The 14,503-nt window shown below is 54.5% G+C and carries 11 protein-coding genes and 3 pseudogenes; 2 read left to right on the forward strand and 12 right to left on the reverse strand.

Going from position 1 to position 14,503, the window contains the following annotated elements:
• Positions 1-148: 148 nt before the first annotated feature.
• Positions 149-583, reverse strand: coding sequence for a VOC family protein (locus GF111_RS00550; protein WP_147191850.1), 435 nt, complete (start codon positions 581-583; stop codon positions 149-151).
• An 18-nt stretch (positions 584-601) separates the two neighbouring features.
• Positions 602-1,471, reverse strand: a complete 870-nt coding sequence (locus GF111_RS00555; RefSeq protein WP_094461353.1) for a helix-turn-helix domain-containing protein — start codon at positions 1,469-1,471, stop codon at positions 602-604.
• A gap of 181 nt (positions 1,472-1,652) precedes the next feature.
• On the opposite strand from GF111_RS00555, the gene GF111_RS00560 reads away from it, so the two are divergent.
• The gene (locus GF111_RS00560; protein WP_147191848.1) at positions 1,653-2,570 is read left to right on the forward strand and encodes a DMT family transporter; all 918 of its coding nucleotides are present in this window, start codon (positions 1,653-1,655) and stop codon (positions 2,568-2,570) included.
• Between the two features lie 54 nt (positions 2,571-2,624).
• Positions 2,625-3,521: a PhzF family phenazine biosynthesis protein gene (locus tag GF111_RS00565; RefSeq protein WP_060442334.1), complete on the forward strand. Its 897-nt coding sequence runs from the start codon at positions 2,625-2,627 to the stop codon at positions 3,519-3,521.
• Between the two features lie 535 nt (positions 3,522-4,056).
• Here the strand turns inward: GF111_RS00565 and GF111_RS00570 are convergent.
• From GF111_RS00570 to GF111_RS00615, 10 genes and pseudogenes are all read right to left on the reverse strand, one after another.
• Positions 4,057-4,362 (reverse strand): hypothetical protein, encoded by a 306-nt coding sequence (locus GF111_RS00570; RefSeq protein ID WP_047727602.1) that lies wholly within the window; start codon positions 4,360-4,362, stop codon positions 4,057-4,059.
• 107 nt (positions 4,363-4,469) lie between these two features.
• Positions 4,470-4,928 carry a hypothetical protein gene (locus GF111_RS00575; RefSeq protein WP_047730727.1) on the reverse strand — a complete coding sequence of 153 codons (459 nt, stop codon included), beginning with the start codon at positions 4,926-4,928 and terminating at the stop codon, positions 4,470-4,472.
• Between the two features lie 141 nt (positions 4,929-5,069).
• The gene (locus GF111_RS00580; RefSeq protein ID WP_047727603.1) at positions 5,070-5,456 is read right to left on the reverse strand and encodes a hypothetical protein; all 387 of its coding nucleotides are present in this window, start codon (positions 5,454-5,456) and stop codon (positions 5,070-5,072) included.
• Positions 5,457-5,654: 198 nt separating this feature from the next.
• Positions 5,655-5,984 carry a hypothetical protein gene (locus GF111_RS00585; RefSeq protein WP_224217802.1) on the reverse strand — a complete coding sequence of 110 codons (330 nt, stop codon included), beginning with the start codon at positions 5,982-5,984 and terminating at the stop codon, positions 5,655-5,657.
• Positions 5,977-7,215: pseudogene (locus GF111_RS00590) on the reverse strand (RHS repeat domain-containing protein); the annotation flags it as partial. The pseudogene GF111_RS00590 and the gene GF111_RS00585, both read right to left, overlap by 8 nt.
• A 212-nt stretch (positions 7,216-7,427) precedes the next feature.
• Positions 7,428-7,898 (reverse strand): immunity 26/phosphotriesterase HocA family protein, encoded by a 471-nt coding sequence (locus GF111_RS00595; protein ID WP_047730728.1) that lies wholly within the window; start codon positions 7,896-7,898, stop codon positions 7,428-7,430.
• A gap of 397 nt (positions 7,899-8,295) precedes the next feature.
• A complete protein-coding gene (locus GF111_RS00600; protein ID WP_224217803.1) occupies positions 8,296-8,649 on the reverse strand; it encodes a hypothetical protein in 354 nt (117 codons plus the stop codon).
• Position 8,650: 1 nt separating this feature from the next.
• Positions 8,651-9,544 (reverse strand): annotated as a pseudogene (locus GF111_RS26720) (RHS repeat-associated core domain-containing protein); the annotation flags it as partial.
• Positions 9,545-9,854: 310 nt separating this feature from the next.
• Positions 9,855-10,205: a hypothetical protein gene (locus GF111_RS00610; RefSeq protein ID WP_038874581.1), complete on the reverse strand. Its 351-nt coding sequence runs from the start codon at positions 10,203-10,205 to the stop codon at positions 9,855-9,857.
• Positions 10,205-14,501 (reverse strand): annotated as a pseudogene (locus tag GF111_RS00615) (RHS repeat-associated core domain-containing protein). Before GF111_RS00615 ends, GF111_RS00610 begins: the two are co-directional and overlap by 1 nt.
• Positions 14,502-14,503 lie beyond the last annotated feature (2 nt).

A 14,503-nucleotide genomic window follows, 5' to 3' on the forward strand; every position in this document is an offset into this window, starting at 1 on the left:
GGTTTTTACGCAATGTACGGGATTACTGTTTTCAGGATGGGGGATAGTTCGGGGATTTGATAGGTCTATAGCGCAGATAGCTTTAAGCTAATGCGAATTTGTTCTTAAGCCGCCCGCCGCAGGGAAACAGCGGCGAACGGCGCGGCGTTTAACGCAGCCAGGGCGTATAGGTGACGCCGACCAGCAACCCTTCCGGGCTGAGCAAACGGGTAACGCTTTGCCCCCACGGCTCTTCACGCTTGGCGACCAGCAGCCGATAACCGCGATCGATTAGCCCTTGAGTGGCTAACGCCATGTCGGCCACGTCAAATTCGATCCACGCCTGCGGCGCCGCGAGATCCGCCGGCCAGCGATCGTCGCCAAAGCAGGACTGCGCCGCCTGCGCCAGCGGCCACAGGGCGAAGTGTTTCACGCCGTCCAGCGCACCCTGCTCGGCCAGCAGATAGCTCTCGTTGCCCGGCATCGGCTTGAGCGGCAGCCCCAGCGCCTCGACATAAAACGCCTTGCTCTCGTCGCTCTCACGCGTGATCGGCCCGAATCCGGCGACGAACAACACGCCCAAGCCCGCAAATTGTTGATCCATGCTTGCACTCCCTTCCGGTTAGCGCCCCTGCCGCACCTGCAGCGGAGCAAATCCATAGGCCGCCTTGAAGCGGTTGCTGAAATGGCTGGCGGAGCTGAAGCCGCACGCCAGCGCGATCTCGGTGATCGGCTGCTGGCTGTGCCGCAACAGCTGTTCCGCCCGCTGCAGCCGGGCGCGCATCACAAACTGGTGCGGCGCCAGGCCGGTGGCGTGCTTGAACATGCGGGCGAAGTGGTACTCGCTCAATCCGGCCTGCGCCGCCAGATCCGCCAGCAGCAGCGGCCGATCGAGGTGGTTTTCGATATATTCCCGCACCCGCCTGGCCACCGCAGGTGCCAGGCCGCCGCGCGCCTGCGGCAGTTTCCACTGCAGCTGGCTGTAGCGTTGGATCAGATGCGACATCAGCAGGTTAGACGCGCTGCTGAGTGCCAGCAGATTGGCGCTGTCCCGCCAGTCGCAGTTGAGCAAAAACTGGCGATACAGCAACGTGATCTGCGGATCTTCGCCGAAGCTGCGCGGCTCTACGCTGATCGCCGCCGGGCTGCGATCCCAGGTCTGCTCCGCCAGCTGCCGCAGATGCCCGTCGGTGCAATACAGGTGCACGAACGACAGATCGCTGCGCACGTCCCAGGTGGAGGCGTATTGGCGCGGCATGATGCAGAACCGATCCGGCCCGCCGCCGTTGCGCCAACCGCCCGGCACCTGCTGGTAGCACTCATAGCCGTCGGCGACGTACAGGCTCAGGGTATGGTGGTCGGCGCTTTCCTGCGTGACGCGATCGTTGCAGTTGGACCAGGCGGCCAGCTCCACGCCGGTGCCCAGCAGCACGCTGCCGTGCAGCCGCGCCTTGTGCTCACGCAGTGTTTCAAACGCCTGATAGTTGGACATCGCCGGCCCCGTTGTTCGACATGCCGACAGTGTAAAGAGTGGCGCCGCCGCATACCAGCCGCCGCCCCGCGCTTTTGGCAAAAAAAGCGCAAGAATATGCAACTGGGCGCAAAGCGCTGCAAGCGCCGCCGCGTGCCAAAGCGGATACTGCGCCATCGGTTTTTTCGGAGTAACAAATAGAATGAATGCGCTGTTGTACCTCGCCGTGGTGCTGATTTGGGGCACCACCTGGATTGCGATCACCCTGCAACAGGAAGGCCCGGTGGCCATTCCCGTATCGATCGCTTACCGCTTCGCCATTTCCGCCGCGGTGATGTTCGCCGTGCTGTTGCTAACGCGCCGCCTGCGCCGCCTCGCCCCGCGCGATCATCTGTTCTGCGTGCTGCAGGGCTGCTGCGTGTTCGGCTTCAACTTTTTCTGCTTCTACCACGCGGCGGCCTACATCAGCAGCGGGCTGGAATCGGTGATCTTCTCGATGGCAGTACTGTTCAACGCCCTCAACAGCCTGCTGTTTTTCCGCCAGCGCCCCAGCCCCAACCTGCTGCCGGCGGCGCTGCTGGGGTTGACCGGCATCGTGGCGCTGTTCTGGCAAGATCTGGCCGCCACCCGCATGGCGCCGGAGCTGCTCAAAGGCATCGGCCTGAGCGCGCTCGGTACCTACGGCTTCTCGCTGGGCAATATGATCAGCGCGCGTCATCAGCGCCGCGGGCTGGATATCTTTTCCACCAATACCTACGCCATGACCTACGGCGCGCTGTTGATGGCGCTGATCGCCCTGGCGCAGGGCGCCTCGTTCCAGATCGAATTCAGCAGCCGCTATATCGGCTCCCTGCTGTACCTGGCTGTCTTCGGATCGGTGATCGCCTTCGCCGCCTACTTCAGCCTGCTCGGCCGCATCGGCGCCGGCGCGGCGGCCTACAGCACCCTGTTATTCCCGCTGGTGGCGCTGACCATCTCGACGATCTACGAAGGCTACCAGTGGCACTTCAACGCCGTGCTGGGGCTGTGCCTGATTCTGCTGGGCAACCTGGTGATGTTCGCCAGGCCGGGGCTGAGGTGGAGACGGGCAGGTATGCCAAAACAAAATTCAACCCTTTGAAGTCATTGGCGAATATCGTTATCATCAGGGTTTGTTGATAACGGATGATGGCCAATGCTCAGAAGCGATGATGTGACACCCCGCGCCTACAAACAGGTGGACGTTTTCACCGCCACGCCGCTGCTCGGCAATCCCGTGGCGGTGGTGCTGGAAGCCGAAGGGCTGAACGACGCGCAGATGCTGGCATTGGCCCGTTGGACCAACCTTTCGGAAACCACCTTTGTGCTTAAGCCGACGCACCCGGCGGCGGATTATAAGGTGCGCATTTTCACCACCGAAAAAGAGCTGCCCTTCGCCGGCCACCCGACGCTGGGCACCGCCCACGCCCTGCTGGAAGCCGGATTGGCGCCTAAACACCCCGGAACGGTGATGCAGGAATGCGGCGTCGGCCTGGTGGCGGTCAATATCCAGCCGGAAGGCACATTGGCGTTCGCCGCGCCCGAAGTTGAGTTCCGCCCAATGGCGGCTGAGGAAACAGAACGGTTGATGGCCGCTTTACAGCCGGCGGTGATTGAAGCCGATACCCCGCCGGTGATTGCCGAGATGGGCATCCGCTGGCTGATGGTGCGCCTGCCTGATGCACAATCCTGCCTGGCAGTGACGCCGGATCAGGCCACGATTAAACGGCTGCAAACGGCTTGCGATGTGGATGGCGTGGTGATCTATGGCACCTGTTCCGCGGCCGAACCGGCCGATTACGAAATGCGCGCGTTTATGGTGGAATGCGGCGCCTTGATTGAAGATCCGGTGACCGGCAGCGCCAACGCCTGCCTGGCGCGCTTATTGAAGGCCAATCGCTTTCCCGACGGCGGCCAGACCGCACAGGGCTACCAGGTGCGCCAGGGCACCCAACTGAATCGAGATGGCCGCGTGAGCGTGCGCTTTATTGACGGCGAACCCTGGATCGGCGGGCAGTGCTGCACCCTGATTAATGGGACATTGGGTATTTAGTTTGGGGGAATGTAGGATAAGGAGGGAGTTGGACATTTGGAAGGATGTTAGACCCTATCGAGTCGCGATTCATGAATTGCTAAAAACAAAGCTTTCCTCTGCTAAGTTATGTTCTTTCCTGTATTGCACATCCCAGTCAAAGTAGCCATCAGGCTGTTTGGATTCTACGCCTTTCAGCCAATACTGTTCACCATAAGCTATCAGCATTGCCCAATGATATTCAATTTCATGGCTCCTGAGACAGACAGCCATATAACTTCTAAATAATAGTCATTTTCATCATTATGGGATGTAAAACACTGATCAACACCATTGAAAACCCATGATAGCAAATTTAAAACATCCTTATCACATTCGTTTTCTTTTAAAAACGCCTCAGAATTATTTATTAAGTCACTTAATAGCTTTTCATCAAAGAACGACCTCTCAAAAAGCGAGTGGCAAAAAGTCCCTTCAATCAAGTCATTTTGTTATTCATAACATCAAGCTTTAATTCCTTGCTCACATTGAACTCCTAATCATTTCATGGTTTTTTCTATGAAATCAAAAAGCCAAAAAAACTCTTTGGCTCTAAATACAGTGAATTTTCATTGTCACCATCTTTATACCTGACGATGAACACTGAGAACGGTTCTTCACTATAATTCACTGCAATTATTTTAACTTCCCGTTCAGTTTTAAAAGCTTGTGAATAGATTGACATCATGGAAAATTGATCATCCACATCTACTTCAAACCACGGAGCGATGTTTTCAACCAAATGTAAATTAACAACCCCATCATCATCAATGTAAAATTTAAATATAGCCTCATCTGATATAAAGTAAACTCTGTCATACATCGGGTGAAAAATCGGTGGTGTATCCGAATCTATGTAGCCAGTAACAATTATATCACCACCCCATATTTAATTATATTCTCACTAAATTCACTGATATGTTCCATAAGCTAACGCCAGAATGAAAAATCAGATACGAAAATTTCGTTTATTATCACCCCACCAGGAATATCGTTTATCGAATCGGCAATCTCATCATATGGGCATGGGAGGATAAACGAAATACCAAAATCATCATTAATAACTATTGAACCATTGTATATTTTCTGTGATATCGTCAGCTTGATTATATCTGTTATTTCCATTCCGGGGAATATGATTCCATTGTAGCCCCCTTGATAATGAGCATTACATCCAAGTGACAAAATGATACCGTCTTTATCAGTTATGACGGATAAGGTATTATCGGCTGTATATGACTTTCGCTCACTCCCGTCAGGTAGGGAGTGGTTTTTAATCTTAACGCTAAATCTGGATTGCATCTCATTAATATATAATGAAATATTTTCATTTAGAACGACATTCCCTATAGAAACACCAGACACAATCCTAGCGTTAAAATCAATCATGTTAGACACCATAATATTAAGTGACTTATCAATGTGTACGGATGGATATTTAAAAACCATCAAGTCTGCTCTTTTAGATACGTTTCATTCTAAACATTTAGAACCGACTTAGAATTGCAGACTCTAACAATATCACTTGTTTTAATCATTAAAAACTAGCGTGTTTCTCTCAAGCTTGTGATCTTTTATATAACTATCCTCCCATTCAAAATAATCATTCGGTGCTGTACGAGGAAAACCCTTCTCAAAATATCTATCACCATGTGACATTACCATACCCCAATAATATTCATCCTCATGACCTAACATACAGGCCTCCATGAAATTCTTGGGTGGTGTTGTAAACATAGGTGTATTGTTAATTATATAACTTGCTTCCTCTTCACTTTTTCTTCTATAAAAAACAATCACCCCATAAATAATATGGACCCAAGAATAAAAATTCATAATGACACTTTCATTTTTATTAGATTCATTCAAAAATACCAGCTTGTCAATTAATCTATTATTTTCAAACATATTAATCATTACCCACCTAGATTATACACCGTGTCACTTACTTCCAATAACGCACTAATCCGATCAATGTAACACCAGAAAATATCCGCCAAACAGTCGCCGTTGTCACATCACTCCTGCGACAACCGACGGTGCTGCCACAGGAGGCTTATAAACCCTTCGAACTATGTGGTTAGTAAGAGAGTATTGCCCTCCTATTAAGATACTTTATCTTGGTTTAAATGGATGAAGACATTGTTTAAAGACTTCCCTCATAGTCTCGTCACTCATTTTATTTAAAGAATCATGTTGATATTTATTAATTTTGTTCATTACTGCAATCTCATTGTCCGGGTTTTGTATGTCATAAAATTTTCGCTCAAACTCTCCAAGATAATCAATAGCAATCAACTTATCAAAGAAGCTATTGATTGCATAACTACCAGCATACTCTAATGACTCAACATCATCACAAGAAAACTTAACATACATTATAAGCTTCTTCAGCGCACTAATTTCAGCCTGAGTAACAATCATTTTCTTTTTATTTTCATCCACCACAGTTCCCCCTTGCCTTAATCTGATTAAAGGTTAATTTACTTCTCGTTTCATAATTCATTTTAGATACTATGGAATAAGGGTTCCCCCCAGAGTAAAGGACATCTTTTAATTTCAGCCTTCCATTATGAATGTATTCAAGGGCGGATGACTGTTTTATGTTACTCATTTGCACAGGATCTGCTTTAAAGATAATAGCATAATCACCTCTTCCTACATGCTTAGGATCATTAATAAGAATGTCCCGCATGACATCGTTAGGTGACATAAGTATATCTGTTATATAAACCTTCCCCTTGGCGTTAGCCTCGAGAACTCCTGTTTTCATTATACTCTCAAAACCGCTTTTATCCGTATAATGTATAAAGACACTTTCGCCACTCAACCCAAACGGATCCACCCACATCAGCGGGTTCGGCGCATACTGATAAAGGTTCAACCCGCCGCGCAGCCCTATCGGATCCTGCGTGGTGAAACGCCCCACCTCGGGTTCGTAGTAGCGGAACAGGTTGTAGAGCAGGCCGCTTTCGTCGTCCTGGTATTGTCCGGCGTAGCGCAGCGGCTGCTGATACTGCACGCCCTGCCGCTTCGCCGCGCCGGCCACCGTCTGGCCCTGCAGCTTGCCGAAGGTGTCGTATTGCCCGGACCAGCACAGGTTGCCCGCCGCGTCGGTCACCTCCAGCGGCGCGCTGTTCAGATCGGTGTGATACCAGTAGATATCCGCCGAGCGGCTGTCGCCCGCCTGCTCCAGCGCCGCCAACGGGCTCCACGGGCTGGCCGGATCGTAGCTCCAGCTGCGGCGGCTGCCGTCGTCGCGCTGCTCCTGCAGCAACCGGTAACCCTGCCACAGGAAACGGGTCGTCTGTTCGGTTTTGCCCTTGTAGCGCACCGCCTTGCGGCTGCGGCGGCCCAGCGCGTCGTAATGGTACTGCGCCTCGAATTCGCCCTGCGGGCCGCGGCCGTGCGCCTGCACCAGCCGGTTGTCGGCGTCGTAGCGGTAATGCTGTTCGTACAGGCCGTTGCGCCGGCCGATCAGGTTGCCCCAGGCGTCGTAACGGTAAAACAGTTTTTGCCAGTGCGTCAGCCGGTTATCGGCGAGCGGCGCCAGCGGCAGGTGCGCGTCGATGTCGCTCTGCGGGCTGCGCTCGCCCAGCAGGTTATCCGCCAGATCGTACACCAGCCGCGCGCCCGGTTTGCCCTGATTGGGTTCGCGGTGTTGAAGCAGGCGGCCTGCCATATAATTTTAACTATTTGATTTTTTAATAATTTTTAAAGAGCTTAATATTACCTTTTCACGATTTATTTCACCGAAAATCAGCTGAGAATGGACCGATGTGAATTTCGCTGACACATCATCCAAATATTCCGTCACCCCATTCGAGCCACCCTTATACTTAGATGGCTCTCAATTGAATAATCTATTAGAACATCATCATTCGAAAATTAAATGGCTAGCAATTTTCTTACATGCATGTCATTGCTAGGCATATATGGTGGATAATGCTCCGAGTCTTTATCAGAAACATTTTCACTATTCCCATACATATCTACTTTCTTTCTATTCCCTAAAGCTCCATACACAAAATAGGTGTTTTCGAATTTTTTAACCTGCCCTTCCTGATGTCCTATAATTCTCCACTCACCAGAGATTTTTTTATCAAATAGACTATATGCATCCAAAATTATTGGGTGTGCCCCCACTTGGGCATTAGAGAAAAAATCATCTGGCACCTTCGGCTCTTTAGAGAATGCATCAAATATTTCTGCCGAGTGACCAATGCTAACCTTAGATATAATCCGCCCAAAACCATACTTTTCATCTGTTAGCTTAAAGCAGAATACATCACCCGGCTTAATAAATCTGAGCATTGTCCTTGATTTCTTTTCCCAACCCCAAAGCTCGGGTTTACTCATCAACATTCACCTCCTAACCTTTTCTTATTTACACAAGCATCTTTAAATGCTACTGCGCTAGGTTCTGTACGGCCATGAATGAATTGTATTTATTTCCTCTATTCACCGGAGATATTCCCTCACCTATAACACCAGTGCTTGTTTTATATTTTTCTATATAATACTGTTCATAACCACGGGCTTGGCCATACTTCACGGATTCGTAGTTTTAGCACGCTACCGCCCACGCCGTTATTGGTTTAACAGCTGATAGGTTACAGGTACCTACTCGATGGTGTTGAGACATCGAGTAGTCCTGCTTCGTGTGTTCTATCAATCCAAAGGTGTCGCGCAGCGACTGTTGTTGTTACTATGCCTCCTACCACTTCGATCTTTTTCTGCGACTCAAAACGCCCCGTTATTCATACAATATTTTAAAATTACCTGTAACATCGAAAACATGATCATAAGTACTTAACGCAACTCTTTTTTTTCCTGAACTGTATTCTTCCAGCAAATCAAAGCTTGACTCTGAATACCTCTCATAAGGGTAGTTATCAACTTTATAAATAGACATCCTTTCTATTTCACTAAAAAAGAACTCTATTTTCACATCTGCCTCATTCAAAACCTCTGGCTCGCATGCCGATAACGAAAGCAACGCTTTAACTTTAAATGTAAAAGGAGAAAAACTCATTTCATGTTCAGAAATGATCAAGGCATCTCGTCCTAGTATGATTCCATACTTAGTCTTTATTGGTTGTACATTCATTTTAAGCACATCCTCTAGTTCTAATTGACCTGCCTGAATTCTTAGTTGAAAAACGCCTATTAAGATTAATTTTCGACAATTCTTCCTGTGTTGCCCACCTAGAAGGGATTTTGGCTACACCAGCCTCTTTAGCTGCATAAAGACGCCGGTTATCAAGACTAAAGACAGAATCCTTATGTGCACCTTGGGAAATTAACCTTTCTTGTACATTTTCTGGTAAATTACGCATTCTTACTTTTCTAATAGGTTCTACTTGATTGATATATGACGGATCGTTTTTCAATCTATGAATTAACTCATTAACATTCCTGCCATCATCGAAGACAGGATTAATACTGTCTTGTGAGAAAAGAACAGTTTTTGGGCTTACTGGAGATAGCCCAAACGGATCCACCCACATCAGCGGGTTCGGCGCATACTGATAAAGGTTCAACCCGCCGCGCAGCCCTATCGGATCCTGCGTGGTGAAACGCCCCACCTCGGGTTCGTAGTAGCGGAACAGGTTGTAGTGCAGGCCGCTTTCGTCGTCCTGGTATTGCCCGGCGTAGCGCAGCGGCTGCTGATATTGCGCGCCCTGCCGCTTCGCCGCGCCGGCCACCGTCTGGCCCTGCAGCTTGCCGAAGGTGTCGTATTGCCCGGACCAGCACAGGTTGCCCGCCGCGTCGGTCACTTCCAGCGGCGCGCTGTTCAGATCGGTGTGATACCAGTAAATATCCGCCGAGCGGCTGTCGCCCGCCTGCTCCAGCGCCGCCAGCGGGCTCCACGGGCTGGCCGGATCGTAGCTCCAACTGCGGCGGCTGCCGTCGTCGCGCTGCTCCTGCAGCAACCGGTAGCCCTGCCACAGGAAACGGGTCGTCTGTGCGGTTTTGCCCTTGTAGCGCACCGCCTTGCGGCTTTCTGATATACCTCAGGATGTGAAATAGCAACGTCAAAATCACTAGATCCCAGAACTTATTGCTCTTTTTAACATGCTACCGCCCACTCCGTTACTGGCCTCACGGTATCACCCTTGGTTACAGTGGCCCAGTCGGCGGAACTGAGACATTAAGTGGTACAACTATCAATTAGCCATCGAGGCTATTGGACCTATCAACGTATTGGTTTTCATGGTGTGCACTCCTGCGTGGATAGAATCCACGCAGGAGTGCTATAGGACATTCAGAAATGCAGCAAAAATCTTTACTGGAGAGCGAAGGTTATTACACCTAGGAAAACGTGATGAAAGCATCATTCTCCAAGTAATAATTCAATGCTGATATAAGCTCATCCACAGTTGCACTTGGCTTTTGATTCAGTGCACTTCTGAGCACATCCATGAATTGATCTCCATAAAAGAATAGCTCCAACTCATTTTGTTCAACATAGTCAGGATAAACTTCTTCATCATCATCACTAACCTCTGGATAACGTTCGAGATAGCATGTCAGCTCAAGTGTCGCAATTGCCTCGTACTCTTTGGTATAAAGGCAGAAATTATCCTTTATATAGCCCTCTTGAACGATTTTAATAATTAGATCTTCTAGCCTGTAAGGCGTCATATACTCTAGTTCTTTCATTAGCATCCCCCTTTTGATCTTCTCCTGGCTCCGCTTGGCTTAGGATTACCCGTGGCGCCATCCAGCTTACCTCGTCTCCCTGGCTCTCCTCCACCCCACATTTCTCGTCCTCCTTTACCCGTAGGATGATAAAGAGCGTGATTGTCTGCATGATCTACACGATCAACCAACACCAAGCGACCAACATCTTCATGATGATGCCATGTTAATACTGGCGGGCTCGAAGCTTTATTCGGGTTTTTCATCCATTCTCCCAATTCCGGGTATCGGCCCAACATATCTCGCCGGAAAGAAGGATCGGCGTCCATCCGAGCAATAAACTCTGTGTTTGCACGATTAAATTGAACTGCATCACTGGAGTAAATATTCCCTGGAGCAATAGTATTCTCTTGGAATATATGGTATTTACCGTTATTTGGTCGGTTGGAAAGCCCCAGCGGGTCCACCCACATCAACGGGTTCGGCGCATACTGATACAGGTTCAGCCCGCCGCGCAGCCCTATCGGATCCTGCGTGGTGAAACGCCCCACCTCGGGTTCGTAGTAGCGGAACAGGTTGTAGTGCAGGCCGCTTTCGTCGTCCTGATATTGCCCGGCGTAGCGCAGCGGCTGCTGATACTGCGCGCCCTGCCGCTTCGCCGCGCCGGCCACCGTCTGGCCCTGCAGCTTGCCGAAGGTGTCGTATTGCCCGGACCAGCACAGGCTGCCCGCCGCGTCGGTCACCTCCAGCGGCGCGCTGTTCAGATCGGTGTGATACCAGTAAATATCCGCCGAGCGGCTGTCGCCCGCCTGCTCCAGCGCCGCCAGTGGGCTCCACGGGCTGGCCGGATCGTAGCTCCAGCTGCGGCGGCTGCCGTCGTCGCGCTGCTCCTGCAGCAACCGGTAGCCCTGCCACAGGAAACGGGTCGTCTGTTCGGTTTTGCCCTTATAGCGCACCGCCTTGCGGCTGCGGCGGCCCAGCGCATCGTAATGGTACTGTGCTTCGAATTCGCCCTGCGGGCCGCGGCCGTGCGCCTGCACCAGCCGGTTGTCGGCGTCGTAGCGGTAGTGCTGTTCGTACAGGCCGTTGCGCCGGCCGATCAGGTTGCCCCAGGCGTCGTAACGGTAAAACAGTTTTTGCCAGTGCGTCAGCCGGTTATCAGGCGATCGGCGCCAGCGGCAGGTGCGCGTCGATGTCGCTCTGCGGGCTGCGTTCGCCCAGCAGGTTATCCGCCAGATCGTACACCAGCCGCGCGCCCGGTTTGCCTTGGTTGGGTTCGCGGTGTTGCAGCAGGCGGCCTTCGGCGTCGTAACCGTAGTGCACTTCGCCGCGCAGCGCGTCGCTCACTCCGGCCAGCTCGCCGCGGCCGGTGTAGCGATAAGCGCGCCACAGCACGCCGTCTTCCGGCCGGGTCAATTTGTCGTGGCCGAAGGCGCAGCTCTGCCAGCTGCGGCGGCCCATGGCGTCGTAACGCCGCTGCTGCTGCAGCGCCCCCTGGCTGCGGGCGGTTTCCCGGTGCAGGCGATCGCGGGTGAATTCGCTCACCACCTGCTGGTTGAATTTAATGGCGCTGGCGTGGCCGGAGCCGTAATACAGCCACTGCAGGCGATCGCCCTGCGGCAGCGTCAGCGCCTGCAGGTTGGCCAACGCATCCCACTGGTATTGCAGCTCGCCGTTCACGCCCTGCTCGCCGAGCAGCCGCCCGGCGGCGTCATAGCGCATCTGTACGCTGTCCGGCTCGATGCCCAGCGCCGCGCCGCTCGCCGTCGGCAGGCGGTTCAGCTCGCGCAGCCGCCCCATGGCGTCGAAGCGGTAATGCCATTCCGCGCTGGCATTGCCGCGCCAGACCAGCTGCCCGGCCTCGTCGAAGCGGAAGCGCTGTTCGCGCTGCGTCAGCTCACCCGCGCTGCCCGGCAGGCCGACCTCGCGGTGCTCCTCCAGCAGCCCGGCCGCGCCGTAGCGATAATAGTGGCGGGTGTCGTCCGGGCGCTCTTCGGCCAGCACGCGGCCCACCGCATCGTAGCTGAAGCGGTATTCGCCGCCGTTGCCGTTCTCCAGCCGCGTCAGCCAGCCCTGCGGGCTGTAGTGATAGCGCCGGGTGCGGTTGATGCGGTCGGTGATGCTGACAGGCAACCCCAGGGCGTTGTACTGCCAGCGGGTCAGGCTGCCCAGCGCGTCCTGATGTTCGGCCAGCTGGCCGTGTGCATTCCAGTTAAAGCGCTCTTCGCTGCCGTCCGAGTGGATCAGGGTATGCAGGCGCCCGCCGTTATCCCATAGGTAGCGCGTCTGGTGGCCTTCAGCATCGGTCTGCGCCGTCAGTTGCCCCAGCGCATCGTAGGTATAAGCCGTGACGCTGCCGGAACAGTCGGTGTAGCGCGTCAGCTGGCCGCGGGCGTCCCACTCCAGCTTCACTTCCCCGCCCAGCGCGTCGATCACGCCGGCCGGCAGGCTCTCTTCGTCATCCGGATAGCGATACAGCGTGGCGTGGCCCAGCGCATCGACATAGCGCGTCGGGCGCCCCAGCGTGTCCCAGTGCTGCGCTTCGCTGCTGCCGTCCGGGTACGCGACGGCGAACAGTCGGCCGCTGTTGCGCGAATATTGATAACGCGTCACGCGGCCGAGCGGATCGGTCTCCGACAGCAGGCGGCCGTAAGGATCCCATTCGCTCTGGCGCTGCGCGCCGCCGGGCAGCAGCACGCTGCACAGCTCGCCGCGTTGGTAGATAAAACCGTAGCGGCGCTGGTCGAAATCGGTGTACTGCGCCACGTTGTCGTCGTCATCCAGCCGCCACTCCGCCCGCTTGCCGTCGCCACGCACCGCGCTGCGGCGCCCGCCGGCGAAGTCATAGCCGAACTCCAGCGACTCTCCGGCGCTGTTGCGGTAGGCCGTCACGCGCGGCAGGCCGTCGATCTCTTGCCATTGGTATTCGTTCAGCAGCCCGGCGGCGTCCTGGTGGCTGATCATCAGGCCGTCGCGCCAGCCGAAGCGGCGCGTTACCTCACCGGCGCGGTTGCTCACCGTCGTCAGTTGGCCCTGCTCATCGTAGCCGTAGCGCGCCAGCGTCCGTTCGCCTTCGGCGGTTTGCAGCGCCACTTCGCGCAGGCGGCCCTGCGCATAGCGGCACATCAGGCGCTGCCCGGCGCTGTCCACCAGTTCGCTCAGCAACCCCTCGTCGTCGTAAAACAGCGAGGTGGCGTTGCCGATGGCGTCGGTGATCATGCTGAGCCGGCTCGGCTGGTCGCCCGCCAGCGGCGGGTAGTGGAAAATCTGTTCGCCGACGTCAAACAGCTGCCAGCTGCCGTCGTCGTTGTGCATCAGCCAGCATTTTTCGGCTTCGCAGTAGGTTTTGTGGCCGCGCGGCACCATAGGGAAAGCGACGAAGTCGCCGGAAGGCGCGCGCCACACCAGGCCGTCCTGATACGGCTGCAGGCTGCTCTCCCAGAACAGGTTCCAGCCGCGGCCCAGCACGCCGTCGCCGGGGTTGCCGCTGCGCCAATAGCGCTGCCAGGCGACCGGCAGGCGCGATGGCAGCACGAAATCGAGATCGTCTTCGCCGTCGAGGAATTTCTGGCCGCTGACGATATCCACCGGCCGGGCGATAATGCCGACGGCGGCGGTGGCGGTCATCAGGGTGCCGGCGCGGCAGGCGATGCGCGCCAGCTTGTTGATGCCGGGCAGCTTGCCCAGCAGTTTGCCGAGCGCCCCCAGCTTGCCGGCGGCGCCCCCCACGCCGCCCACCAGGCCGGCGAACAGCAGCGTCAGGTCAGAGACCTTGTACAGCCAATCCGGCACTTCGGGCTTGATCGGCAAGGTGGTGACGGTGCCGCCGCCGATAAACACGTTGGGCGAGCCTTCCATCACCTGCGCGTCGCAGTTGGTTTTGTCCCCCACGCGCGAGGCGGGCTGACCGTTGATGCTGACCTTGTCGGAGCCCTGCGCCATCTGCATGCTCGGGCCGTCGTCGCTGCAGGCCACCTGGCTGTTGGTGGCGAGCGCGGCGGGTTTGCCGTTGATGAAGACGTTGGGGGAGCCGGTGACGATATTGCCTTTGGGGGTCAGGCTTCCGGCACCGGCGTCGGCAATGCCGTCGCGCGCCGCGGTGGCCGCCTCCCCGGTGAGATACCCCACCGCCAGGCTGGCGCCGATCAGCAACACGCCAACGCCGATACAGGAAGCCGCCAGGCCGGCGACGAACAGTGCACCCGCCGCCACCGCGCCTGCGGCGGCGATCAGGCCGCCGACAAGGGTGCCGGCAATCATGCCGGCCAGGGCATGGGAGTGCCCGATGGTATCGCCGACGCGGGCCGCTTCGGTCATCG

The sequence above is a fragment of the Serratia sp. HRI genome, from assembly GCF_010119335.3.
Taxonomy (GTDB): Bacteria; Pseudomonadota; Gammaproteobacteria; order Enterobacterales; family Enterobacteriaceae; genus Serratia; species Serratia nevei.

What these genes read in the sequence shown, in the direction of transcription:
- GF111_RS00600 (WP_224217803.1), bottom strand. Translation starts at nt 8,649, where the DNA reads ATGAATGTACAACCAATAAAGACTAAGTATGGAATCATACTAGGACGA.
- GF111_RS00575 (WP_047730727.1), bottom strand. Translation starts at nt 4,928, where the DNA reads ATGATTGATTTTAACGCTAGGATTGTGTCTGGTGTTTCTATAGGGAAT.
- GF111_RS00580 (WP_047727603.1), bottom strand. Translation starts at nt 5,456, where the DNA reads ATGATTAATATGTTTGAAAATAATAGATTAATTGACAAGCTGGTATTT.
- GF111_RS00610 (WP_038874581.1), bottom strand. Translation starts at nt 10,205, where the DNA reads ATGAAAGAACTAGAGTATATGACGCCTTACAGGCTAGAAGATCTAATT.
- GF111_RS00550 (WP_147191850.1), bottom strand. Translation starts at nt 583, where the DNA reads ATGGATCAACAATTTGCGGGCTTGGGCGTGTTGTTCGTCGCCGGATTC.
- GF111_RS00565 (WP_060442334.1), top strand. Translation starts at nt 2,625, where the DNA reads ATGCTCAGAAGCGATGATGTGACACCCCGCGCCTACAAACAGGTGGAC.
- GF111_RS00595 (WP_047730728.1), bottom strand. Translation starts at nt 7,898, where the DNA reads ATGAGTAAACCCGAGCTTTGGGGTTGGGAAAAGAAATCAAGGACAATG.
- GF111_RS00555 (WP_094461353.1), bottom strand. Translation starts at nt 1,471, where the DNA reads ATGTCCAACTATCAGGCGTTTGAAACACTGCGTGAGCACAAGGCGCGG.
- GF111_RS00560 (WP_147191848.1), top strand. Translation starts at nt 1,653, where the DNA reads ATGAATGCGCTGTTGTACCTCGCCGTGGTGCTGATTTGGGGCACCACC.
- GF111_RS00570 (WP_047727602.1), bottom strand. Translation starts at nt 4,362, where the DNA reads ATGTATGACAGAGTTTACTTTATATCAGATGAGGCTATATTTAAATTT.